Genomic DNA, 24,147 nt, shown 5'->3' with positions numbered 1-24,147 from the left:
TTTTATCACTGAAGCCGTGCTTATAATCGATTAAATATCCTCTGCTTGCTCCATTTCGAGCTGCATCAGCAGCATATCTTCACCCTCTAATACCCGCGTATGATAACTGTTACAGGCGGGGCACACGATTGAACGCTCACCGAGCACCGACTCTTGTTGGCAATCTGCACATTTGATCACCAGTGGCTGTAGTGTCATGCAAAGCTCGGCTTCGCGGCAGATCCCATCGAGTTTAAAGGTCTCAAACGCCGTTTGAAGTAGGGTGGGTTCGACACCGCTCATTACGCCGAGTTTGATTGCTACCCGAGTAATTTTAGTTGCTTGATTTGCCCGCGCATGTTGTTCGCACTGTTCAATTAAGGCGCTTACTATAGAATACTCGTGCATTAACAAATCCTTGGTAGCAGTTCACCTTGAGGCAAGTCTAAGTAACGTTTGGTATTCCATGGCGTTCTTAAGATCACTTTTCCGGGAAGTTCGTCGCTGACGGTACCGATGATGGCCGCCTGCTCGCAGTGACCAAATCGTTGCATAATTTCCAACGCACCAAGGGCGATATCGTTGGGAACAGCCAAGATAAAGGTGCCTTCATTGGCTAAATCCATTGGCTCAAAGCCATAGAGTTCACACAAGCCTTTGACCTCATCACAAACCGGGATGCTCGCCTCATTAACTGTGATGCCTACATTGGCGGCAACGGCCCATTCATTTAATACGGCAGAGAGCCCGCCGCGGGTGGCATCGCGCATAGCATGCAGTGGAATATTAGCAGCGATCAATTGCTCCACGACTGGCCAGAGCGTGGCACAATCGCTTTGTAGCGTGGACTCGAGGGTAAGACCCTCACGCGCCATCAAAATAGCCGCGCCATGGCAGCCCACATCACGGGAGACAATAATCGCATCACCGGGCGCGACATTTGCTGCCGAGATATTCGGACGTAAAATACGCCCAACGCCTGAAGTATTGATAAATAAGCCATCGGCGCAGCCCTTAGGTACTACTTTGGTGTCGCCACAAACAATTCTAGCCCCACTTTGTTTCAGCTCTTTGGCCATACTGCGTACAATTGTGGTTAAGTCTTTGAGCGAAAAACCTTCTTCGATGATCACGCTACAGCTTAAATATTGAGGCTCAGCGCCCATCATGGCGAGATCGTTAACAGTGCCAGCAATCGCCAGCTTACCGATATCACCACCGGCAAAAAACAACGGTGATACGGTGAAAGAGTCCGTCGTAAAGGCTGTCGCACCCTGTAATTCAAGTTTTGCGGCGTCTTCTTCGCTACGCAAAATCGGGTTATCGAATTCGGCAAAAAACAGATCGCGGATGAGTTTATTCATCTCTTTACCGCCACCACCGTGGCTGAGTTGAATCGCTTTCTCTTTGGTTGATACATCAGCCATGATGTTGCTCCTTGCTATCGATGCCTTGATAGCGGTAATAAGCATTACAAGCGCCTTCGGAGCTGACCATGCAGCTACCGAGAGGGGTTTCGGGATTGCAGCCGCGGCCAAAGACTTTGCAGTCCTTCGGTTTGGCGAGTCCACGTAGAATATCGCCGCACTGGCAAGCCTTATGATCATCAATTTCTTTGACGGGCAATCTGTCTTTAAAGTGCAGCTCTGCGTCCCTGTGTGCGTATTCATCCCTTAATTGCAGCGCAGAGTTGGGGATTGGTCCAAGCCCGCGCCAACGAAATTGCGGTCTGATCTGGAAAAACTGTTCAACTTTTGCCTGTGCGGCAAGATTACCTTGCTCAGATACAGCGCGGCTGTATTGGATATCGAGTTCTGCCTTGCCTGCGGCCTTTTGACGCACGATGCGCAGGATAGACTCCATGACATCCACGGGCTCAAAACCTGAGACCACTACCGGTGTGCCGTATTGCTCTACGGCAGGGCGATAGATTTTGGCGCCACTGATCACGCTGACGTGTGCTGGGCCAATAAAGGCATTGACCCTCGCATTAGGATCGTGCATCACGGCATCAATTGCGGGTGGGACTAATACATGGTTGATATGAAAAAACAAATTCGCCAGCTTTTCCTGCTCTGCCAGTTGCAACAATATTGCCGTCATTGGGGTGGAAGTTTCAAATCCAATGGCGAAAAACACCACGGTTTTATTTGGATTATCACGGGCAATTTTGAGCGTGTCTAAAGGGTCATAGATAGGCCGAATATCACAGCCTTTGGCTCTGAAACTGGCAAGTGAACCTTGGGAGCCGGGGACGCGGATCATATCGCCTAGCGTCACTAATATCACATCTTCCTGCTGGGCAAGCACTGCGGCTTGATCGATCCGCTCTTTAGGCATAATGCATACAGGGCAACCGGGGCCGTGGATAAACTCAATGTTATCCGGCAGCAAATCCAGTAAGCCGTATTTCATTATGGTGTGGGTATGGCCGCCACACACTTCCATAATGTTGATTTGTTGATCGAGTGAGTGAGCGACCTGGGCAATATCCTTTGCAAGCGAGGCAATGGTTTGGGGATCGCGAAAGCCTTGATAAAGTTGTTTTAATTCAAGCATGTTCAATCCTTGTCGCAGTGTATCGTCTGTGGTTTGTGATCGTTTACAACTGCGGCTGTTGCTTAATTCGTGGTTTCATTTTCAAGTTTTGCGACTATCTCTTGATATAATTCAAGGCTTTGCAGAGCATCATTGCGATCAATTTTATTCATCACAAAACCGATATGAATGAGCACATAATCACCAATAGCCAAGGGTTCAGTCATAAGATGGCTGCTGACATCGCGTCTTACGCCTAAGGTATCGACGGTTACAGATTGGCGCTCGTTATCAACTGCTACCACTTGTGAGGGGATTGATAGGCACATTATTGTGGCTCTCCCACAGTGTTTCGGCGCAGATTTTCATTTAGCCAAGCGGCGACGGCATGCATGGAATCGCCATTTTTAATTGAGACTTCGAGTATTTGAGTGTCCGGATTGAGTTTTTTAAGCTGGGCTTTGGCCTCGTCGACACTGAAATCGAAGTAGGGTAATAGGTCACATTTTGTGATCAGAACCAGGTCAGCACGGCGGAACATTACTGGATATTTTTCAATCTTATCATCGCCTTCGGGAACGGAGAGCAGCACGATATTTTTATGGGTGCCCACATCATAACTGGCGGGGCAGACGAGGTTGCCCACGTTTTCCACAAAGCAAATATCTAACCCTTCCAGCGGCAAGTGATGCAAAGCACCATGCACCATAAAGGCGTCTAGGTGGCATGCACTGCCAGTTTGAATTTGATGGGCTGTAATGCCCTTTGCGATTAAACGGTCAGCATCACGGGAGGTCTCTAAATCGCCTTCAATAACGGCGTAATTAAGTTTTGTGTACTCTTTTAAGTGCTCAAGCAAGGTCGTTTTGCCGCTACCTGGGCTACTCATTAGATTGAAGGCGGTAATATGGTGAGCCTCGAAATGGGCACGGTTGTGGGCAGCTTCTACATCATTTTTATCGAGAATTTTATGGATCACCGACAAGGTTTTTTTATCGTTAAGCTGAGGATTGGTATGCAATTCCTGATGTTTATGGCTGTGTTCGTGGGAATGACCTGTATGGTGATCATGCCCTTGTTGAATCGCAGAGTGGCGGGGTAGAGAGCAGCCGCAGTCTTTACACATCTTGTCATTCTCCTTGTTCTCGTCACAGATTTGAGCTGTTGTCCGAACAATATGGTGATGCTATCGAATAGGGTTAATTTGATTACGCTAATGTTAAGTGTGATACAAATTCTTAAAGGAATCTTTGATGTCCGTCAGGTTATTAGGTCGTTTTGACCCTGATCAATCAGATTTTGGCCATTTGGTCACGGCGCATATCAAGCTCTACGCAGATATGTCATAGCAGCGGTTTATTGGTGGTTTTTATATTGCCTCTTGATGAATTCCATACCAAAGCTGGCCAAGGGCGATACCGCCATCGTTAACGGGAATATGTTTGTTGGGGAGCACGGTATTGCCTTGGAGATGAAGTTTACTGAGGCAATATTCGAGCAGATATTGGTTTTGAAATACTCCGCCACATAGCGCAATGGGCAGTGATGGATAGCGCGCAGCATAACTACAAATAGCATCTCCAAGACTATGCAAAAACGCGCGGGCGATAATGCTTTGCCTGTGGGAGGATAGTGGCGCCTCAGTGATGTGCACGATAAGCTGTTTAAACAGTTGGCTACTACACCAAACTTGTACTTGTTGCGGGTCATCCTCTGATGAACTCAGTGGTAAATTGAGGATAAGTGGCGGTAGATGTTGTTTATCGGCGCGTCTTGCTGCGGCTTCTATCAGCATGCCCGCTTGGCCTTCAAATTGTGTGGTGTCAATCAATCCTAAGGCGCAGGCGAGGGCATCAAATAATCGGCCAACCGATGAGCTTTTAATCGTATTGCCACTTTGCCAGATCCGGTGCAAATTGCTTAACGTCAAGGGTGTCAGGCTTTTTAGGATCGGTAACTCTAAGGTTTGTACCGCCGCTAAACTCATTTGTTCAAACAGCAGTGCCAGTAATAATCGCACAGGCTGTTTAATTGCTTGTTCACCGCCCAGTAGGGAGATGGCTTCAAAATGGGCTAAGCGCTCTGCTTTGTCTAACCTGGTTAATAACACCTCACCGCCCCAGAGACTGCCATCATTGCCAAGACCAGTACCGTCAAAACTAAAGCCTAATACCGGATCTTGGTATTGATTGATGGCCATGACGCTAAGCAAGTGGGCATGGTGATGTTGCACGCTTAAGGTTTGGATTGAACGATAGGCTCCACTCTGTGTATCAAGGCTTTTCTGTTGCTGCGCTTCTGCCCAGCGCGATGGTGCGTAGTCTGGGTGCTTATCATGGACAATCAGCTCGGGACTGAAATGATACAGGCGCGCAAAGGTGCCTAAGGTGCGCTCGAAATACTGCTCGGCACTGACACTAAAAAGATCGCCAATATGCGGACTTAAAAATACATTTGCACCAAATCCGAAAGCGATAGCATTTTTTTGCTGTGCTCCCACGGCGAGGATTGAGCGTGTTAGTGGCGCAGTTAATGGAAAACTTAATGGCGCATAACCCCGCGCTAGACGCAGCACTTGCACCTGCGGCGTATTGCCATTTGGCTGTTGAATAAGTTGCACAACACTGTCATCACAGCCGTTGAGTATTGGTCGGTTATGATCGACGATGGCATCCACCACATGCCCAAGTTGGCTGATAAGCACATCGCAATCGGTGATAATGGGCTCGCCCGACACATTGGCGCTGGTTGCCACTAGCGGGCCATTAAATTGGCTAAGCAGTAAGTGGTGCAGTGGCGTATAAGGTAAAAATACACCCAGCTTGGGGATATTGGGTGCGATTTCGGGGCTAAGGTCATGCTCATCCAACGCTTGCATCAATACGATGGGCCGTTCCGGCGAGCTTAAGGTTTGCCACTCCGCCTCCGTGCCCGTAACGTACTGTTTTGCCATTTCAATACTAGGCATCATTACCGCCAGCGGCTTCGCCTTACGCTGTTTTCGCTGCCGTAGTTGACTCACTGCGAAGCTGTTTCTCGCGTCACACATCAAGTGGAATCCGCCGAGCCCTTTAATGGCGAGGATATGTCCTTGTGCAAGCTTATTGGCCGCAGCGGCCAATACCTCCATGCTGTTGTTTTGCGAGTGGAGCAAGGGCGTCAATGCGATTAGCTCACCCTGAGGTGTTTTTAAACTCAGGCGTGGGCCACATTTTGGGCAACTGACGGGCTGAGCGTGGTACCTGCGATTTAAAGGATCTTGATAGGCCTTGGCGCAATCGGGGCACATAGCGAAATCTGCCATGGCGGTATGATGGCGATCATAGGGTAAGGCATTGATAATCGTGTATCTTGGGCCGCAATTGGTGCAATTAGTAAAGGCATAGCCAAAGTGGCGATCCTGTGGATTGCGCATATCGCCTAGGCAATCCTGGCAGGTACTTTTGTCGGCCGACACGGCAACGAGTGCTGCTAAGCTAGGGTCTTTTGTTTCATCACTTTGGCTATCGCTTTGAACAATCTCGAAGTGTGTCTCCGCTAATTTTACCGCTAGCTGTCCATGGGTTATATGGTCGATACGTGCCAGTGGTGGCGGGTTAGTTGCTAACTCTTGGATAAAAATATCCAGTTTTGCGCTCGGTCCTTGCAGTTCTATCATCACGCCCTTGGCATTATTGAGTACTGTGCCAGTGAGTTGCAAATCGGTTGCCCAGCGGTAGACAAAAGGCCGAAAGCCCACGCCTTGTACTATGCCAGTGATATGCAGTTGGCGACGTTCAATCATATCCTGTTGGTTAGCGGATGAGGCTGCTTGTTTCAATTTCAGTCTTCTTTTAGGTTTGTTCGCAACATTAGAAGATAACAATCTATCCTCTAATGTTGCGATATCTCTGGGGCAAACACGAATGTTAAGTATTTATCCAAGGGTGTTTAATTGCCGCTGCTTAACATACAGCGCACCTACAGCAAGGTTATCTCCCTCTAAGTCGAGACTACGATTGACCAGTAACGGGAAGTTTTTACCTAAGCGTAAACTCATGCGTTTACAGAGGGTTTCGTTAGCTAACTCATTACCCGCTAAAGCAATTGTCTGAACTCCAATATTTAAGTCTATATGCTCAAGCCAATTAGCAAGGTAATCGGCGAGGGAGTCCTGCATCGCAAAAGCCAGTTGGCTTGGGTCGCTGTGGCCAGCCACTCTAAAGCTCAGTAGTGTGCCAAGGGTTTTGCACCAATTAAGGCTTCGATGGGCTTCGCCTTTGGTGAGAGGGTAATCGATGCGCGGTGCATTCGCTCCCTGATAACGCATGGCTGCCGCCATGAGAGCATCGCTCAAATAGTCTTGTGACTGGGTTTCTTCCTGCGGATTCAAACCAATCAATATCGCGGCAATAGCCCATAGGCTCTGAAGATTATCGCGTCTGCCGTGGAGTTTTAGACTGAGCAGTTTCAAGTAGTCATCAGGAAACTGACTTTTAAACTTCTGCGCCACCGCTTTTTGCGGGCTGCTGTCGAGCCTGTGGAAAATATCATATCCATTATCGGGCAGCTCAGGCAGGGCAAAAAACAGTGAAGTGTCGCCTTTATTATCGCAGGTGACAATTTGGCTCGGATGATCATGGCTTAAGTAAATCACCGCCGCATTTTTGGCTTGCTTATGGCTGGTAAATTTACCATTTAGCAGTGCAGCAAAGAGCGCTGCATCGGTAATCGTATGATCTTCTTGATCACCTTCGTAATTCGTCTCACTCTCTACTGAGGATAAGACTTGTACGCTAAGCGTGCCTTGGTGCGAGCGTGTTTTTTTATGCGCTTGCCATTGTGCTTTAAAACCGAGAAAGCGAATGTCTTCCCTTAACGGCTCCGGCGCATTGAAATGTTTGCTGATGTTATTAGCATTATCTCCATCTTGGTGGGACAACTGGGCCCATGCGCCATCAACCCAAGCTAATTTGGGCCTATGGTGCTGACCTTGAAGATAAACCCAATCAATTCCTTTTTGCCGCAAAATTTCGCTAAGGACCGCTACCACGCGACTATAGCCAAAACAAATATCGTATAGCGGCGCAAATAGTTTTTGGTGATCTTGAATGGGTCTTGCGCAAATAAGCGGTTTTTCAATGCTGGATAGCGCAACGACTTGATGATCCTTTAAGCAAAAATGTGCATTTAAGGTGTTTGGATTACAGATCAGCAGTTGTGGTCTGCTGGCATCGCGAGCAAACGGTTCTAAGCTTAGCGCTATACCTTCACAGCTTAACGCTAATGAGCCTTGGGTTATTAACTGCTCAGCCATGGCTTTAAGATCGGTTAGCGTGAGGGCTTTTTGGGCAGGGGTTAAGCGGGTTTCACCGTGGCAACAGGAACAGGTTAAATCAATAGCACCAAATTGCGCCGCTTGATTATCGCCAAACAGGGGATAACATTGCTGGCAAAAAGCGGCAACCGATTTATCCATTTGGGGATCATGAGTCTCCAATAAGGTACGCTGGCCTTGTGGCTCATCGATAACTTTAATGCCTGAGTCAACCAACCAAACAGACATTAAAAAATCAGCGGCAATCGCATCGGCCAGTTGCTCTAACGGCGCTTGCTCACCTTGGGCTTCAATAAAATAGGTTTGTGGACCAAAATCATTGTGGTTGTCGCAACCAATGCTAATATTCAGCGCATCATAATTTAGGTATTGATTACATAAATGCGCATATAAGGGCACCTGACGTGAGCAGGTAAAATCAAATCTGATGTTTTTCATCTTCTATATTTTCACCAAGAGTGACACCACGTTTATAGGAGTCGGGGATCAGCGAGTCGATACTATGATCGGCAATGCGTGTCGCAGTGAATCCAAGGGAGGCTAAGTGGGATAACAGGGTGCGCTCCATCAAAGGAACTGCGGATGCAACTTTGGGGGTGAGGCCGAGTGTCATAGGTTCAAGCACGGTTGGAGTAACACCTAATACAAAGGTTTTTGGCCTGTCGCCAACCATTTCCATCATGTTTAGGGTTTGTAGCATTTCGACTTCATGGGCGCTGCCTTGCCAGTCAATTTCCTGCGGGGCTTTATCAAAGTCGAAGAAATAGACCTCACCCGCTTCGACGCCATTGGCATTGACAGTATCGACCACGATCAAATAATCGTATTGGCAAATAATCGGAATGAGTCCCTGGGCTAAGGTGCCGCCATCGAGCATCTCGAGCTGATGGGACTCGTGTGTAAACTGATAATTCTCAGTGATGTAATTGACAAAATGTACGCCGATGCCTTCATCGGCGTACAGGACATTGCCAATACCCAGTAGCAATATCTTCATTGGACTCCTAGTGGTGTGAGTCTGGTTTCGGGTAGTCGTAACCAGAGACAATTGAGTCAACTGAGTTATGTTTGAAGCGTATCCCTGACCAAACCGCCATATAGACGTGGATAACCACAAAGATAACGAATGCCCAAGTGAGGTAGTGGTGCCAAATTCTCACCTGTGCCAGCCCGCCCATTTGTGCGGTGATCCAAGCTGCACTGCTCCAAAGCATGCCACCTAAACCTTCATGGTAGACATTGGCATACAGTACGAGACCAGTAATACATATCACAAGCGCAACAAAGGAGATTGCTACATAGGTCACAAATTGCAGTGGCCCGTAAACGCCAGCTTTATGTAAATGTCCCATCCAAATGTAAGATTTTAGTTGGGTAATCCAGCTCTTAATGCTCATCACATCACGAAACGAGCGTCGCTCGATATCGCTACGACTGAAAAAATACAAGTAGAAGCGGGCCAAAGTGACTGCGGTTAAGATAAAACCGCAGATCAAATGGGCAAAACGGATCCAACCTTGTACTAATACATCCGTACTTTCGGGTGCCACAAGAAACGGCCAAGCAATATAGAATCCGGTGATCACCAGCACTAAAATCGTCAGTGCCCGTAACCAGTGGAAAATCCGTATCGCAGGACTAAAAACCAGTGTCCGAATGCGGGTTTCAGAATGGTTCATGTTGCGTTCCCTCCCTCGTTGTTATTGACCATTGGGGCTGACACGGAACTCGCTCAATGCCTGACCTTTAAAATCCATCACGTGTACAGAACACGCCATGCAAGGGTCAAATGAGTGAATAATACGTATCACCTCAAGGGGTTTAGTGGGATCTTCCAGTTTCAAACCAATCAGTGAGGCTTCATAGGGACCAATCTTGCCATTAGCATCCACGGGACCTGCGTTCCAGGTAGTAGGCACTACGGCTTGATAGTTCTCAATGACACCATTTTTGATTCGGATCCAGTGGCTTAGCATGCCGCGGGGCGCTTCAATCATGGCGTGACCCACATACTCTTTACTTGGATCGATATGGGGTTTCACATAGGTGGTTTCATCTGACTGAATGTTTGTTAACAAGGCATCGAAGGTTTTCAGGCCTTCCTGCGCGACGATCACGGTTTGCAGCATCCGCGCAGCCGTGCGGCCTAGGGTAGTGAAGAGTGCTTCTACTGGGAGACCTGTGCGTGCCAGCAAAGCATTGACGGCATCGACCACCACTTTATTGCCACGGGCATAACTGACTAATAAACAAGACAGTGGGCCCACTTCGACAGGTTCACCTTGATAACGAGGTGATTTCACCCAAGAGTATTTACCATCACCATCTAAAGTTGGCAGTTTGCCATAAACCGTATCCCGCTCAACAAAGCCGGTATAGTTTGGAATGGTGGTGCCATCATACGGATGTTGCGGCGCATCAGCATTGTACCAAGCGTGGCTGACATCTTCGGCGATAAGATCAGGGTTAATATCACTCACACCTGCTAAATCGCCATTCATAATCACGCCTTGGTCGAACATATATTCGCCATTAGCGAGCACAAAGTCATGGGTAGCCATGAAGTTTTTAACATTGACGCCGCCTAGCACGCTAGGCTCAGTACCAAAGGCTTCGGCTGCCATCACGATATCGGCTTGATAAGCACGCAGGATAAAGTCTGTTACGATTGCGTGTTTTTGCTTCCATTCTTGCAGACGTGCAGGGCTCAACATATCGCGTACAGAAGTCACGCCACCGACAACTAATGATTGAGGATGTGGCTGTTTACCGCCGAATATTGCAAGCATTTCGGCGGCAACTCTTTGTACTTCAAGGGCTTTAAGGTAGTGAGATAGAGCAATCAGGTTTTGTTCAGGGGTAAACTTATAGGTGCCATTACCCCAATAAGCGTTGGCGAATGGACCAAGTTTTCCGGTTTCTACAAAGCCTTTTACGCGCTCTTGCACAGCCCTTAATTCACCTTCTCCAGCGGCGATAGGTTTATCGGTATATTTGAGGGCGACTTGGGCGGCCTTAGCGGGGTCTGCACTGAGTGCTGAAACCACATCGACCCAATCTAAGCCATGGAGATGATAGAAGTGCACTATATGGTCATGCATATAGAGCGATGTTTGCATCAGCGAGCGAAGATACTTTGCATTCAAGGGAATTTGAATCCCTAAAGCATTTTCCACCGCTTCGGTACCACAGCGATAGTGCGAATAAGTACATACACCACAGATACGTTGCACAATGAGGCCCACGTCCATAGGCGTACGGCCTTTGAGAATAACTTCAATACCACGCCATAACGTAGAGGATGACCATGCTTTGTTGATGACATTATTCTCATCAACTTCAACTTCGATACGTAAGTGACCCTCGATACGGGTGATAGGGTCGATAACAACGCGCTTGCTCATGGGTTATTCCTCCAGCGGCTTGGCAAAAATACTGGCAACAGCGTGGGCTCCAATGCCAACGACTGTCGCGCCTAAAATCACCGCACCGACGGTGTCTGCGGTTGCATCCAATCCATGGAGCAGTTGACGACCAAGGGGTTTCTCAAAGTCAGCCATATCATCCCAGAAATTAGGTTCTGAGCAGCCCATACAACCATGACCAGCTAACACAGGCCAACTGGTATGGTGATTGAAGCGTTCAGTGGGGCAGTTGTTATAGGTATAAGGTCCTTTACAGCCCACTTTATAGAGGCAGTAGCCTTCTTTTGCACCGTGATCGCCAAATTCTTCAACGAATTCACCGGCATCAAAACGGCCACGACGTTCACAGTTATCATGTACCCGTGCGCCATAAGCCCATTTTGGACGATTAAACATATCCAGTGCAGGTAATTTGCCGAACATGATGAAGTACATCAAAGTACCGACAATGTTCTTTTCACTTGGTGGGCAACCGCCTAAGTTAATCACGGGTTTGCTCACAACTTCGTGCACGCCCTTAGCCCCTGTGGGGTTCGGGTAGGCGGCTTGTACACCACCGAAGGATGCACAGGTGCCCACAGAGATAATCGCTGCGGCGCCTTCGGCGGCATGTTTGATAATTTCTAAGCCTGTATGGCCTTTACAGCCCACGGTCAAGAAGCTGCCGTTATTGGCGGTCGGTATCGCGCCTTCTACCGCGAGCAGGTAGCGACCCTTGTAGGTTTCTAAGGCGTGCTCGAGGTTTTCCTCTGCTTGCCAACCCGCCGCTGCCATCAAGGTTTCGTGATATTCCAAGGAGATATGATCGAAGATCAGCGAATCTAGATTGGGGGTGTCGGCACGAACTAAGGATTCGGAGCAACCAGTACATTCAGCCATATGTAACCAAATTAAGGGTACACGGTCGGCTAATTCGGCGGCCTCTGCAACTAAGTTACTAAAGGGGAGTGGTAGGGCGAGCATACCCGTTACCATCGCACTCCATTTCATGAAGTCACGGCGTGTGATGCCATGTTGTTGTAATTTATCGAGTAATGTTTGCTGTTGACGGGGAGCTAATTGGCGCAACGCATCTAAGCGCGCCTTTCCCTGTTCATAGAGGGCTGCATGTGTGTCCATGGGTCAACCTTTTGTTGTTGGAATGTAAATTGTTAAGGGTTTACATAATTGACACATGCAGTTTAGGCGCTAGGCACTAGAAAATTATTGATGCATATCAAGAATTTTTCAGAGATGTGATTAAACTGATTTTGACATTAAATTAACATGATTCAGATCTAATTTCGATTTTGCTAATGGGACAAAATGTCTCAATTTTAACATTTTTGCCGTTAGAGCTCACTTTCCAACCAATTGATGGCTCAGATGTCCATGTGGCATAAAGACTTTATTTATTCTTTTTAAGTTTAAGCAAACCTTAAGATTCAGTTAATAAATTCGAACTGTATTGTGATAAATGGATAGCCTATGAAAAAACTCGTGTTGTTCCTCGGATTATTTAGTGCAAGCGTACTTGCCGCTCCTTCACTTGAACACCTTGTCTTTGATGCACAAAATCAAACTGTTTCACTGAATGAATTTAAAGGAAAAGTCGTTTACGTCGATTTTTGGGCCTCTTGGTGTGGACCCTGCCGTAAGTCTTTTCCTTGGATGAATACCATGCAGCAAAAGTATCAAGAGCAAGGGTTAGCGGTGGTAGCCATTAACCTTGATACCGACAAAGCCCTTGCCGATGCATTTTTAAAGCAAGTACCAGCCCAATTTACGGTGCGCTTTAATCCTGAAGGCGATGTCGCACGTAGCTTCGATTTATTGGGTATGCCCAGTAGTTTTATCTTTAATCGCCAAGGCAAGTTAGTAAATCAGCATGTCGGTTTTTACCAAGACAATATTGCCGATTATGAACAAGAACTGGTGAATCTTTTGAAGGAGTGATCTATGCGCAAAATCACATTAGTTGCTGTCTCGTTAGTGATGCTAGGAGTGAGTGGTTGTTCAAGCTTAGGGGTTGAGCCGTGGGAAAGAGGGCAGTTTGCGCGTAGTGATATGGCGCTTGATAGCGAAAAGTTGGATCAGGCGTTAGATGATCATATTTACTTCAGTAAAGAAGGTAGTAGTGGTGGCCGAGCTTTTGCTGGTGGTGGATGCGGTTGTAACTAAACTTTAATTTAATAATCGTTAATACCTTAGGTTTTCGTCTAAATAAGCTTCAGTGACATAAAGGTGTTGTCAGCCATGACAAATAAGAACAATAAGTTAGACAAAAATGCCCCGCAAATTGTGCAACTAAAACCGCAGACAAAACAGATCGCTAGCGCGTTAGCCTTAGCCAGTTGTGGGTTGTTCGCGTCCAATGGTCACGCAACCGAGCTGGCGAAAAATATCGATGACTGGAAAGTTGATGCCGCACTCATGTATTACGGTGAACAGGACAGAGTTCAAGCGATAGAAGCCATAGGTACGGCACAGAAAAACTTTGGTGATGACAGTGTACTTGACCTTAAGCTGGTGGTTGATAGCTTAACGGGGGCCTCGGCCTCGGGCGCTGTCGCTCAAAGTAACAGTCAAACCTTTACCCGTCCTTCAGGCAATGGCCAATATACCGTAGCAGCGGGAGAAACCCCGCTCGATGATACTTTCCACGACACTCGAGTGCAGGCAAATGCGAACTGGTCGCAGGTACTGAATCCCGATTGGAAGGTCAATGGCGGTGTTTATGCTTCTAAGGAATTCGACTATATGTCGATGGGGATTAATGCAGGTGTCGAGCGTGGCTTTAATAAGGACAACACCACGCTGTTTTTAGGCACCTCATATAGCTTCGATGTGGTTGACCCTGTTGGTGGCAGGCCTGTAGCGTTATCAACGATGGCGATCCGCGATAACTTTACCAGCGATGAAGCTTATCGCAGTGCATTTGATGCCACTCGCCAAACTAGTAGCGATAATAAACAAACTGCTGATTTGATGTTGGGTATCACTCAAATTCTTAATCAGCGTTGGTTATTGCAAGCAAACTATGGTTTATCGAGTGTCAGTGGCTATTTAACCGATCCCTACAAAGTCTTAAGTGTCGTAGACAATAACGGTACGACCGAGAATATCGTCTACGAGAATCGTCCAGATTCACGCTTAAAACACAGTTTTTATATGATGACTAAAGGCGCGCTCGATTCGGGAGTGGTCGATTTTTCCTATCGCTATACTACCGATGATTGGGATTTAACCTCACACACCTTAGAAACCCATTATCGTTATTACTTCAGTGGCAGTTTTTATGGTCAGTTGCATCTTCGTTATTATCAACAAGCTGCGGTGAATTTCTATCAACCTTTTTTGATGGCGGAGTCACCATTGCCTGAGTTTGCTAGTGCTGATTACCGCATTGGGGATATGAGCGCCTATACGGTAGGGGTTAAGTTTGGTCACCGTTTGTCAGGCGGACATGAGATGACATACCGCTTGGAATACTATCAACAAGATCCGAAAAACAATGGCACCGAGCTCCCTGGTCAGTTGCAAAACTATGATCTGTTCCCGACTCAAAAGGCGATTACTGCACAGTTTAGTTATTCTTTTTAAAGCTAAACTGTGCTAATTAGTTCACGTTATTACGGTTTGAACTGGGCAACTGAGTTGCCCAGTTCCTGTATGTAAGACTTGTATTTAAACCTGTCATCGGTGAAGCCACATTAAGCACCACCATAAGGAATGCGAAATGCCATCATTTTCTCCAAGTGCGCCATATCGACTCCTGCGCCGTGATTGGGGATTCTTGGGGGAATTTAGGGCAATGGCCAGCCCATGCGAGTTACTCATTGCCAGTCATGATGAGAGTATTGCCTACGATATGCTCGATATGGCAGCTCGGGAGGCGTCTCGCATCGAGCAAAAATACAGCCGTTTTATTGAAGGTAATTACCTGTGGCAGTTGAATCATGCTCAAGGCAAACCAGTGACCATCGATGAAGAAACCTGGCAACTTTTATCCTTTGCAAAACAATGTTTTGAGCTTAGTGGCGGGCTATTTGATATTTCTGCTTGTCCATTGATGCAAGTGTGGCGTTTTACTCCGGACGCCACTCTGCCCATAATGGCTGATATCGCCGCAGCGCGATCTTTCGTGGGATTTGAACGCCTTGAATTTAATTCACACGAGCTAAAAATCCCCACGGGTATGAAACTTGATGTGGGGGGGATTGCAAAAGAATACGCGGTTGACAGCGTGGCCTATGAACTGGCGGAATCCTACCCTAAGATTTCGGTATTAGTGAATTTTGGCGGTGATATTGCTTGTCCTGTAGCGCATTCAGTCCCATGGCAGGTGGGGATTGAAGATCCGCATCGCCTTGATTGTGCAGCCAAAGTGCTCGCTATTACACAAGGTGCTTTAGCGACGAGTGGTGACACAAGGCGTTTTATTGAGGTCGATGGCAGGCGTTATGGGCATATCATTGATCCACGAACCGGATATCCTGTACGCGGTGCGCCACGGTCGGTGACCGTTCTTGGACCCAATTGCGTTACCGCGGGAATGCTCGCCACCATGGCAATGTTGCAGGGTGAGCAGGCAGAAGCCTTTTTAACCGAGCAATCGGTTCAGTTTAGTCTTTTTCGATAGGGCATCATCATGCGTATCATGTTAGTGGAAGATAATGAGTTACTGGCCCAGGGAATTTGCCTCAACCTTGCCAAAATGGGCATGCAGGTGGATCACTTAAGTAGCTATCAGCAGGCGTTAGTGGGAATAAAAAATGAAACCTTTAGCGCTATTGTGCTTGATTTAGGCCTTCCCGACGGTAATGGTAAAGAACTCCTTAAAACATGGCGTTCGCAGGGTGTATCGATTCCCACCATAGTGCTGACCGCGAATACCGATTTTGATACTAAATTAGAGTGCCTAGATGTCGGAGCCGACGATTATTTAGGTAAGCCCTTCGATGTGCGTGAGTTGGCGGCACGTATAAGGGCAATTGTGCGCCGTCAATATGGTCTAGACCATAACAGTTTAAATATTGGTGCATTAAGTATTGATCTCAACACGCGAGAAGTGATTTTTCGCGATCAAAATGTGCCCCTTTCACGCAGAGAATTTCAATTATTACTCGAACTTGCTCAGTCGGCTGGTCGAGTGTTAACCCGTAATCAGCTTGAACAACTCACCTATGGCTGGGATGAGGTGGGCAGTAATTCAATCGAAGTACATATTCATCATTTACGTAAAAAATTAGCTAATGAGTTAATTAAGACCGTGCGCGGAATTGGCTACACCCTTACGGAACTGAATTAGCCATCTTGCAATTTATGCAAGGATTTAAGTGACAAACTCGACGTTTATCGGTATGAAGTAACTGCTTTATAAGACAGGTTACACTCATACAAACGACGGGGATAACGGGTTGAATCGACTCAAGGTGCTGGATGTGTACTCTTTACGCTTGCTATTAACCTTGCTAATGCTCTCGGGGATTTCGGTTTCAGTAGGGATTTCAAGCTGGTTTAGCACTCGTGATGCGAAGCATCAAATTGAAGAGTTATTTGATGCTCAAATGTTGCAAACCGCAAAAATGCTCGAGTTGTTCTACCATGAAGAAGCCGATTTTAAGCTTCCCCAATCACAACCTCAAGTTCTCCACGTTCCGGACAGTCAAGTCAGTAGCTTTGCTGAAAAGGCTGACGCACTTAAGCTTGCCTATGAACATAAACTGGCGTTTCAGATCTGGAGTGAAGCGGGGCAGGCGTTGGTTTTTTCAGACAATATTGGGCGCGAGCCGATCACTAAATTTGTGCAGGGCTATAGTAAAAAAGTATTCGAAGGGGAGCTGTGGCATGTGTTCAGCTTTTTTTCTGTTAAATATAAAGTGTGGATTATCACGGCTCAGCAGGATGAAGTGCGCCAAGAGTTGGTTTCGCAAATTATGCATAACGCAGTAATAGTGCCATTAATTGTGGTACCGTTAACCCTGTTTATCGTCAGTTTACTGTTTTATATTCTATTTCGGCCGCTAAAAACCCTTGAACGGGAATTAATGGCACGCTCACCGAACGATCTCACACCGTTAGCTATGTCATTACCTAAGGAATTAGTGCCAGTTCGACGGGCACTCAATCAGTATATCAGCAGTATTGCACACTTCATTGCCAGAGAGCGCCGCTTCAGTGCCGATGCCGCCCATGAGCTAAAAACGCCATTATCTGTGATTAAGTTACATCAACAGGGGTTAGAGGGATTAGTCGCAGATGAACCTGCTCAGCATATCCACCTTGCCGCGATTGATGCTGGTGTTAAGCACATGAGCCATACAGTAGAACAATTATTGTTGCTCGCTCGTGTCGATTCGATTGCCGAGTTGAATGTGCAATCCCATACCTTGTTATCTATGGTGGAGGATACGCTCAACCAACTGATGCCCCTGATCACTGAATATGAGTGGAATATTGACGTGGATGCCGGATTATCCATTATGTGTGACCGTTTTTATATGCTGGTGGTTTTAAAGAATATTATCGAAAATGCTTGTAAATACAGCCCAGTAGAATCTGAAATTAGTATTAGTGCAGCGCAAACCACCACAGGCGTTGAAATAAAGATCGCCGACCGTGGTCAAGGGATGACAAGTGAGCAAATTGCGAATGCCACCGAGCGTTTTTACCGTGTCAATGAAAATGAAGGTATAGGTGCGGGATTGGGATTATCCATTTGTCAGCATATTATTGGCTTACACCAAGGCCAACTAACCATCACTCCCCGTGAAGAGACTGGTTTAGTCGTCAGCCTATTTTTGCCTCGATAGTGTTAAGAGTGTAAGTCAATGAAGTCTCTCTCTGAATCACTTTTTGTATGCTTAGGCTCGCATATTAGCGACTATCACCTAAGATTATTGTCGGTGGCCAGTTTGTAAAACTAACTGATTTTATGTTCATTCTGCGAACTTGGCAGCACTTTATTAGCCTTTGTAACTTTTAAAGATCAATTTGGTATGTTAATTCGAATTTGATATTCTTTAAAGGTATAAGTATATTGCTAAATAGTATTGTGCAAAGGGAGTTAACTGCATCTTTATTTATGAGTTTTTTACTCCTTCTGATATCTTTCGCGATGTGTAACAGTCGGTGTTTTTTTTCGCTCAAACCGCAATAAAAAAATGTCACTGTACATATAAAAAACGTTGATTTCTTAGTTTATTTTTAGGTTACCTATCCTATGGTTAGCTTGTTGCGTTGCCAATCGTTTAAACCTTCTTCACTCATTTGCTCACTGGCGCTTAGCGCGGCGTTCGCCTTTTCGGGCACTGCATTTGCTGATGAGACCAAGCCTGTTGAGAATAAACCTACCACGCCCGTGGTGAGTCCACCCAAGGCAACTGCTCAGCCTGCAAACAAAACGCAAGTAAGATTCACCAAAACAGGCACCTTTGATGGTGAAACTGTGGTGAAATTGGCGCGTAAATTGGCCTCTAAGCCCTATGTAGTGTTAAAAGATCCACTGCCTGCTGGTCTTGCTAAGTTAACCTATGATGAATACCGTGATATTCGTTTTAACCCAGTATCGTCAATTTGGCGCGATCAAGGTTTACCGTTTCAAATGCAAATGTTTCACCGCGGGTTTTATTTTCAAGATTTAATTGAAATTGCCATCGTTGAAGCAAACCAAGCGACCCACTTAGCTTATGAGCCTAAGTATTTCACTGCGGGTGAGGTTATCTCTCAAGCATTACCTAATGATGACATCGGCTACTCAGGGTTTCGTATCCATAACCAATTAAACACTAATGGCATTTTTGACGAGTTGATGGTGTTCCAAGGCGCGAGTTATTTCCGCGCCTTAGGTAAAGGTAACTCTTATGGTTTATCTGCCCGTGGTTTAGCATTAAAAACTGCTGATCCAGAAGGTGAAGAGTTTCCGATTTTCCGCGCTTTTTGGGTTGAACGTCCATCCTACGACAGTAATCTGATCGTGGTACATGCGTTGCTCGATAGCCCGAGTGTTGCAGGTGCATACCGATTCTCGGTACGTCCAGGTGATAACACCCAAATCGACGTTGAAGCGACCTTATTCCCTCGTGTCGAATTAAATAAAGTTGGACTGGCACCTAGCACCAGCATGTTCCTGCATTCATTAAATGGTCGCCACGATACCGATGACTTTAGACCTGAAGTCCATGATTCAGACGGTTTATTGATGTTCAACGGCCGCGGTGAGCACCTATGGCGTCCATTGGCAAATCCACGTCAATTGCAGGTGAGTGCGTTTTCTGATAACTCACCACAAGGCTTTGGTCTTATACAGCGTGAACGTCACTATGCCTCTTATCAGGATCTTGAAGCCCAGTATGAGCGTCGTCCAAGTTTATGGATTGAGCCTGTGGGCAACTGGGGACAAGGTGCGGTTGTTCTGACAGAAATTCCAACAGAATCAGAAATTCATGATAATATTGTGAGCTTCTGGAAGCCGCGTCAGCCTATTCCTGCTGGTAGCGAATATCACTTTGCTTACCGCATGAGCTGGGGCGATGAACCAGTTGCGAAAACCAATTCTGTCGTGGTAAGTCGTACTGCAAGTGGTCGTGCTGACATTGCTAAAGCGACCCCTAGACGTTTGTTTGTCGTTGATTATCATCTAAATGGCGCTATGCCTGATGAGTTACCACTCGCGAAGGTTGAATCTTCTGGTGGAGTAATTTCAAATGTTGTCATCGCGCGTAATGCGGCAAACAATGGTTATCGCCTCGCGTTTGAGTTAGAGCCCGAAGATAAAGAACTTATCGAATTGCGTGCTGAACTCAAGTTCTCTACACCGCGTCAGGTTGAAACCTGGCTCTATCGCTGGACGCTTTAAGGTCCATGACGGAGCAACATAATATGACTGTATCCGAGAATTCGGTACTTGAGACTGAAGTACTCGTGGGTGGTAGCGCTATGCCTAATGAAAGGCCTGGCGCTATGGAGCCCCAAAGTTTAACCCAAATGCCTGAAGGATTTCCACGCCGTAGCACTGTGGCAAATGGAGTCCGTTCACGGGTTTCCCGTCGGGTGTTTGTTGTTGGTGGCGCCTTATTACTATCGGCCTTTGCTATCTATGAAATGGGCGCAGTTTTCAGTATTGGAGGGATTACTCCCCTCGAATATTTGATGTTGGCGTTGTTTGCGATTAACTTCTGCTGGATTGCATTGGCGTTTTGTAGTGGAATTGCTGGCTTTTTCCTCCTGTTGAAAAAGCCTAAGCCAAACGAGCTTGCACAGACTGAGCTGCACACGCGCACTGCGATTTTAATGCCTACCTATAATGAATCTCCTGACCGGGTATTTTCAGCGGTATCTGTGATGGCTGAAGCATTATCGCAAACGGGTCATGGGCATGCGTTTGATTGGTTTATCTTAAGTGATACTACCGATCCTGAAATTGCGCTGTTAGAAGAACAAGCGTTTTTAGTTCTTCGCCAAGAAACCCATAAACATTCTCGTGTTTATTATCGTCGCCGCCGTAAAAACGTCGCACGTAAAGCGGGTAACGTAGCGGACTTTTGCCGTCGTTGGGGCTCGCGTTATGATCATTTGCTAGTCCTGGACGCTGACAGTTTGATGGAGTCATCCACTATCACGGGCTTAGCGCAGCGGATGCAGGCTGATCCTGATGCGGGTCTTATTCAAACGATTCCATCACTGATCAATGGCACCACCTTAATGGCGCGTTTGCAGCAGTTTGCTGCACGCATTTATGGTCCTGTGATCGGTACTGGTCTTGGTTGGTGGGTGCAAAAAGAAGGTAACTTCTGGGGCCATAACGCTATTATCCGGACTGAAGCCTTTATGGGCGCTGCGGGTTTACCTAATCTTAAGGGTAAGCCACCTTTTGGTGGTCATATCCTAAGCCATGACTTTGTTGAAGCTGCATTGATCCGCCGTGCCGGATGGAGTGTGGTCATTGCATACGATTTACCCGGTTCCTACGAGGAATGCCCTCCATCAATTGTTGACTTAGCGGTACGCGATCGTCGTTGGTGTCAGGGTAACTTGCAGCACTCACGTATTCTGCCAACTAAAGGGTTGCATTGGGTTAGTCGCCTGCACTTAATGACGGGTATTATGGCGTATTTATCTTCGCCATTTTGGTTGTTATTGATTTTAACGGGGTTGATGCTCGCTTTGCAGGCCCACTTTATTCGTCCAGAGTACTTCACCGATCAGTTCTCATTATTCCCAACTTGGCCAATCATGGACTCGGATAGGGCATTGAGACTGTTCTATATTACTATGGTGGTGTTATTTGGACCGAAGATCTTTGGCGTGTTGTTGCTGTTAAAAGATGGCAAATTTGCCCGCAGCGTAGGCGGGCGCATTAAAGCGATGCTCAGTGTGCTATTTGAAGTCATTCTCTCAGCATTGATCGCGCCAATCATGATGTTCATCCACTGTGGTGCGGTAATGTCGATTCTGATGGGGCGTGATAGTGGTTGGTCTCCACAGCGCCGTGACGATGGTAGCATGCCTTGGTTAACCCTGATTTATCGCCACCGTTGGCATATGCTTGCAGGTGTTATGTTGGGTTATGCCGCGATTTTGGACTCCTTAACATTGCTCGCGTGGATGAGCCCCGCCTTGATTGGTTTGTGGTTAGCGGTGCCCATTTCGGCTTGGACCGGTTCGATTAAAATTGGGGAGTTTTTCAAACGTATTGGGATCCTCGCCACTCCAGAAGAACGCAGTCCTGCGCCTATTTGTATTCGGGCACAAGAAGCGCGTGCGGCTTACCAAGCGCATATTGAACAGCCTTGGACATTAGCACAATTACTGAAAGATCCTGCGCTGATGGAGCTTCACTTAGCCATGGTTGATAAACAGCCACTACGTGCCGCCGGAACGCCGATTGAACCAGTTGAAGCCATTGTGCACGTCAAAGTACATGAAGCACAGTGTCAGCAAAGTGCCTTAGCACTCTTTAATCGCCAGGAAATGGCTTTAGTGCTGGCTAATCCGCTAATGCTGCGGAGTTTGCAAAAACTACCAGAACAGTTTGTGCCAGAGGATCTGGTTTCCTTCTGTTAATTACTTTCTATTACGCTAAATAGTAAAAATGCCACTGATGATCAGTGGCATTTTTGTTTTAGGTCGATAGTGAGCTGCATTTTACGAACAGCTTCAGCTATAGTGATCTTAATACTAATCTCGATCCGGATAATAAATGTATCGCAAACAATTCGTTGCACGACTTACTGGATTGAATTGACTTGCTATAAGCTCGTTTTTTACGCGTACATTTGCCTTGTTTTCAGCGCAAAGTGCAGTTTGAGATTAGGCATTTGATTTTTTGCTGTATTGATTGCATTTATCCATCTCTTAACCTGCCTAAGTTACTGTTGTCAAAGGGAGATGTCTATGGTGTCTGTGACTCGTTTTGCGCGGTGTTATCGCTTGGGGTGTTGCACATTTCAATGGTATTTAAAAGCGCTGTTGATGGTGTTTACATTCGTTTCGAGTGCACCACAAGCCGCTGAGTCTACCGAACTAACACATGGTTCTACAGAGCTAGACATTTCTATTACACAACTACTCGATCAGACATTGTTGCTTGATCTTGCCGATGTCAGTCCGGTATTTCGAGCTAATTATCAAAAACTCAGCCAATGGCAACATCGGCCCTTGAGTACTGATGAACAAGCCGAACTGCTTAAGATGCACCAACAACTTGAACGCTATTGGTATTACCTCGATCAGCAAGCGGAATGTGTTGAACCTTGTATCAGTAAGGTATTTACTCAACAGGACACTCATTACCGAGCTGTGCTCTTTACGCTTAAACAGCTCATGAGGTTAGAGAACATGACTTCATGGGATACGTTAACACAGGAAGAGAAACTCACTCCTGGGCAGCAAAGTCCTTTGATTTTGCCAATTGCGAAGCGACTTTTTGTATTAGGCTTTCTGCCAAATGAACCCAGTATCGTATCTGCTGAAGAGGCTAAAAATGGGATGCTTTATAACGAGCAACTAGTGACTAGCATTAAGCAATTCCAGCAGCAACACGGCTTACAAGCAGATGGTGTAATAGGGAAACAAACCCTTTACTGGCTTAACCAATCGCCCCATACTCGGGCTAAGTTACTGGCGAAAAATATGCTGAGACAGTGGATATTGACACCACAGTTACCAGCACGCTACCTACTGGTTAATATTCCAGCATTTGAGCTCCAGTTAGTTGAAGAAGGGAAGGTGACTTTACAGTCTAAAGTGATTGTCGGTAAAGCATCGCGGCCAACGCCTTTATTAAAAAGTCAAATTTCCAGTGTTGTGATGAACCCTGAATGGCGAGTGCCACGCACGATTATTCAACGTGATATCCTGCCGCATATTCGCCATGATGGGCATTATCTTACTGAACGAGAATTTGATGCTTACGATTATGATGGTAAGCGCGCCGAGCATTCTGCAGAACAATGGCAAGTACTCGCTTCATCGCATTTTCCTTATCAGTTGGTGCAACGGCCAGGACCCAAAAATGCCTTAGGCCGCTATAAATTTCATTTCGACAATAGTTTTAGTGTGTATTTGCATGGAACTTCTGAGCCAAGTCTCTTTAAAAAGGCTAACAGAGCTTTATCATCGGGCTGTATTCGGGTCGAGAAGGTTGAAGAATTAGCACGCTGGTTTAAGAGCCATTTAGTCAATGATCAGCGTCTTTGGGATAAATTAAGTTCAGATATCACCCAATCCCAATGGTTTTCCTTGTCTGATAAGTTGCCCATATTTATTGTCTATTGGACGGTATGGCTTGATGACGCTGGGGAAGTGCAATATCGGAATGACATTTACCAGCAGGAGAGTGAGCTGAGTTATGTGGTTTCGGCAACGATTTTTAACATGCTCTAATTGATTGAACTTTTGAAGGAT

Annotated in this window: 20 protein-coding genes; 9 read left to right on the top strand and 11 right to left on the bottom strand. The window is 46.5% G+C overall.

From position 1 onward, the window contains the following. Nucleotides 1–30 precede the first annotated feature (30 nt). The 11 genes from hypA to hyaA all read right to left on the bottom strand — a co-directional run bounded on the left by hypA (nt 31) and on the right by hyaA (nt 12,378). Nucleotides 31–387 (bottom strand): hydrogenase maturation nickel metallochaperone HypA, encoded by a 357-nt coding sequence (gene hypA / locus JM642_RS11185; RefSeq protein WP_088585672.1) that lies wholly within the window; start codon nt 385–387, stop codon nt 31–33. Beyond that, nucleotides 387–1,406: a hydrogenase expression/formation protein HypE gene (hypE, locus tag JM642_RS11180; RefSeq protein ID WP_047539673.1), complete on the bottom strand. Its 1,020-nt coding sequence runs from the start codon at nt 1,404–1,406 to the stop codon at nt 387–389. Before hypE ends, hypA begins: the two co-directional genes overlap by 1 nt. Then, complete coding sequence (gene hypD, locus JM642_RS11175) at nt 1,399–2,538, bottom strand: hydrogenase formation protein HypD (RefSeq protein WP_203431795.1); 1,140 nt, start codon at nt 2,536–2,538, stop codon at nt 1,399–1,401. The genes hypE and hypD overlap by 8 nt, the downstream gene beginning before the upstream one ends. A gap of 62 nt (nt 2,539–2,600) precedes the next feature. Further along, a complete protein-coding gene (locus tag JM642_RS11170) occupies nt 2,601–2,846 on the bottom strand; it encodes a HypC/HybG/HupF family hydrogenase formation chaperone (protein WP_203431794.1) in 246 nt (81 codons plus the stop codon). Next, nucleotides 2,846–3,643, bottom strand: coding sequence for a hydrogenase nickel incorporation protein HypB (gene hypB / locus JM642_RS11165; protein WP_047539671.1), 798 nt, complete (start codon nt 3,641–3,643; stop codon nt 2,846–2,848). The genes JM642_RS11170 and hypB overlap by 1 nt, the downstream gene beginning before the upstream one ends. Before the next feature lie 243 nt (nt 3,644–3,886). After that, nucleotides 3,887–6,301, bottom strand: a complete 2,415-nt coding sequence (gene hypF, locus JM642_RS11160; protein ID WP_203433789.1) for a carbamoyltransferase HypF — start codon at nt 6,299–6,301, stop codon at nt 3,887–3,889. A 132-nt stretch (nt 6,302–6,433) separates the two neighbouring features. Beyond that, nucleotides 6,434–8,272 carry a NiFe hydrogenase gene (locus JM642_RS11155; RefSeq protein WP_169547685.1) on the bottom strand — a complete coding sequence of 613 codons (1,839 nt, stop codon included), beginning with the start codon at nt 8,270–8,272 and terminating at the stop codon, nt 6,434–6,436. Beyond that, nucleotides 8,253–8,831: a HyaD/HybD family hydrogenase maturation endopeptidase gene (locus tag JM642_RS11150; RefSeq protein ID WP_037417949.1), complete on the bottom strand. Its 579-nt coding sequence runs from the start codon at nt 8,829–8,831 to the stop codon at nt 8,253–8,255. The genes JM642_RS11155 and JM642_RS11150 overlap by 20 nt, the downstream gene beginning before the upstream one ends. Nucleotides 8,832–8,838: 7 nt before the next feature. Beyond that, nucleotides 8,839–9,513 carry a Ni/Fe-hydrogenase, b-type cytochrome subunit gene (gene cybH, locus JM642_RS11145; RefSeq protein ID WP_037417952.1) on the bottom strand — a complete coding sequence of 225 codons (675 nt, stop codon included), beginning with the start codon at nt 9,511–9,513 and terminating at the stop codon, nt 8,839–8,841. 21 nt (nt 9,514–9,534) lie between these two features. Continuing rightward, a complete protein-coding gene (hyaB, locus tag JM642_RS11140) occupies nt 9,535–11,238 on the bottom strand; it encodes a nickel-dependent hydrogenase large subunit (RefSeq protein ID WP_037417953.1) in 1,704 nt (567 codons plus the stop codon). A 3-nt stretch (nt 11,239–11,241) separates the two neighbouring features. Next, nucleotides 11,242–12,378: a nickel-dependent hydrogenase small subunit gene (hyaA, locus tag JM642_RS11135; protein WP_037427738.1), complete on the bottom strand. Its 1,137-nt coding sequence runs from the start codon at nt 12,376–12,378 to the stop codon at nt 11,242–11,244. Nucleotides 12,379–12,726: 348 nt separating this feature from the next. Between hyaA and JM642_RS11130 the strand changes: the two genes are divergently transcribed. The 9 genes from JM642_RS11130 (at nt 12,727) to JM642_RS11090 (ending at nt 24,126) form a co-directional block, all read left to right on the top strand. Further along, the gene (locus JM642_RS11130; RefSeq protein ID WP_037417957.1) at nt 12,727–13,194 is read left to right on the top strand and encodes a TlpA disulfide reductase family protein; all 468 of its coding nucleotides are present in this window, start codon (nt 12,727–12,729) and stop codon (nt 13,192–13,194) included. Nucleotides 13,195–13,197: 3 nt separating this feature from the next. Continuing rightward, nucleotides 13,198–13,419, top strand: coding sequence for a DUF4266 domain-containing protein (locus JM642_RS11125; RefSeq protein ID WP_037417959.1), 222 nt, complete (start codon nt 13,198–13,200; stop codon nt 13,417–13,419). Nucleotides 13,420–13,494: 75 nt separating this feature from the next. Further along, entirely contained in the window at nt 13,495–14,841 is a 1,347-nt protein-coding gene (locus tag JM642_RS11120) for a DUF3570 domain-containing protein (protein ID WP_203431793.1), read from the top strand. 136 nt (nt 14,842–14,977) lie between these two features. Next, nucleotides 14,978–15,880: an FAD:protein FMN transferase gene (locus JM642_RS11115; RefSeq protein WP_203431792.1), complete on the top strand. Its 903-nt coding sequence runs from the start codon at nt 14,978–14,980 to the stop codon at nt 15,878–15,880. 9 nt (nt 15,881–15,889) lie between these two features. After that, nucleotides 15,890–16,549, top strand: a complete 660-nt coding sequence (locus JM642_RS11110) for a response regulator transcription factor (protein WP_037417965.1) — start codon at nt 15,890–15,892, stop codon at nt 16,547–16,549. A gap of 109 nt (nt 16,550–16,658) precedes the next feature. After that, a complete protein-coding gene (locus tag JM642_RS11105; protein ID WP_037417968.1) occupies nt 16,659–18,053 on the top strand; it encodes an ATP-binding protein in 1,395 nt (464 codons plus the stop codon). A gap of 410 nt (nt 18,054–18,463) precedes the next feature. Beyond that, nucleotides 18,464–20,098, top strand: coding sequence for a glucan biosynthesis protein G (locus JM642_RS11100; protein WP_203431791.1), 1,635 nt, complete (start codon nt 18,464–18,466; stop codon nt 20,096–20,098). 23 nt (nt 20,099–20,121) lie between these two features. Continuing rightward, entirely contained in the window at nt 20,122–22,305 is a 2,184-nt protein-coding gene (gene mdoH / locus JM642_RS11095; RefSeq protein WP_037417976.1) for a glucans biosynthesis glucosyltransferase MdoH, read from the top strand. Between the two features lie 408 nt (nt 22,306–22,713). Continuing rightward, nucleotides 22,714–24,126: a L,D-transpeptidase family protein gene (locus tag JM642_RS11090; protein WP_226770102.1), complete on the top strand. Its 1,413-nt coding sequence runs from the start codon at nt 22,714–22,716 to the stop codon at nt 24,124–24,126. Nucleotides 24,127–24,147: the final 21 nt, after the last annotated feature.

The sequence above is a fragment of the Shewanella sp. LZH-2 genome (genome assembly GCF_016859145.1).
Lineage (GTDB): Bacteria > Pseudomonadota > Gammaproteobacteria > Enterobacterales > Shewanellaceae > Shewanella > Shewanella xiamenensis.
This window is presented reverse-complemented; position numbering and strand designations above follow the sequence as displayed.

What these genes read in the sequence shown, in the direction of transcription:
- hypA (WP_088585672.1), bottom strand. Translation starts at nt 387, where the DNA reads ATGCACGAGTATTCTATAGTAAGCGCCTTAATTGAACAGTGCGAACAA.
- hypE (WP_047539673.1), bottom strand. Translation starts at nt 1,406, where the DNA reads ATGGCTGATGTATCAACCAAAGAGAAAGCGATTCAACTCAGCCACGGT.
- hypD (WP_203431795.1), bottom strand. Translation starts at nt 2,538, where the DNA reads ATGCTTGAATTAAAACAACTTTATCAAGGCTTTCGCGATCCCCAAACC.
- JM642_RS11170 (WP_203431794.1), bottom strand. Translation starts at nt 2,846, where the DNA reads ATGTGCCTATCAATCCCCTCACAAGTGGTAGCAGTTGATAACGAGCGC.
- hypB (WP_047539671.1), bottom strand. Translation starts at nt 3,643, where the DNA reads ATGTGTAAAGACTGCGGCTGCTCTCTACCCCGCCACTCTGCGATTCAA.
- hypF (WP_203433789.1), bottom strand. Translation starts at nt 6,301, where the DNA reads ATGATTGAACGTCGCCAACTGCATATCACTGGCATAGTACAAGGCGTG.
- JM642_RS11155 (WP_169547685.1), bottom strand. Translation starts at nt 8,272, where the DNA reads ATGAAAAACATCAGATTTGATTTTACCTGCTCACGTCAGGTGCCCTTA.
- JM642_RS11150 (WP_037417949.1), bottom strand. Translation starts at nt 8,831, where the DNA reads ATGAAGATATTGCTACTGGGTATTGGCAATGTCCTGTACGCCGATGAA.
- cybH (WP_037417952.1), bottom strand. Translation starts at nt 9,513, where the DNA reads ATGAACCATTCTGAAACCCGCATTCGGACACTGGTTTTTAGTCCTGCG.
- hyaB (WP_037417953.1), bottom strand. Translation starts at nt 11,238, where the DNA reads ATGAGCAAGCGCGTTGTTATCGACCCTATCACCCGTATCGAGGGTCAC.
- hyaA (WP_037427738.1), bottom strand. Translation starts at nt 12,378, where the DNA reads ATGGACACACATGCAGCCCTCTATGAACAGGGAAAGGCGCGCTTAGAT.
- JM642_RS11130 (WP_037417957.1), top strand. Translation starts at nt 12,727, where the DNA reads ATGAAAAAACTCGTGTTGTTCCTCGGATTATTTAGTGCAAGCGTACTT.
- JM642_RS11125 (WP_037417959.1), top strand. Translation starts at nt 13,198, where the DNA reads ATGCGCAAAATCACATTAGTTGCTGTCTCGTTAGTGATGCTAGGAGTG.
- JM642_RS11120 (WP_203431793.1), top strand. Translation starts at nt 13,495, where the DNA reads ATGACAAATAAGAACAATAAGTTAGACAAAAATGCCCCGCAAATTGTG.
- JM642_RS11115 (WP_203431792.1), top strand. Translation starts at nt 14,978, where the DNA reads ATGCCATCATTTTCTCCAAGTGCGCCATATCGACTCCTGCGCCGTGAT.
- JM642_RS11110 (WP_037417965.1), top strand. Translation starts at nt 15,890, where the DNA reads ATGCGTATCATGTTAGTGGAAGATAATGAGTTACTGGCCCAGGGAATT.
- JM642_RS11100 (WP_203431791.1), top strand. Translation starts at nt 18,464, where the DNA reads ATGGTTAGCTTGTTGCGTTGCCAATCGTTTAAACCTTCTTCACTCATT.
- mdoH (WP_037417976.1), top strand. Translation starts at nt 20,122, where the DNA reads ATGACTGTATCCGAGAATTCGGTACTTGAGACTGAAGTACTCGTGGGT.
- JM642_RS11090 (WP_226770102.1), top strand. Translation starts at nt 22,714, where the DNA reads ATGGTGTTTACATTCGTTTCGAGTGCACCACAAGCCGCTGAGTCTACC.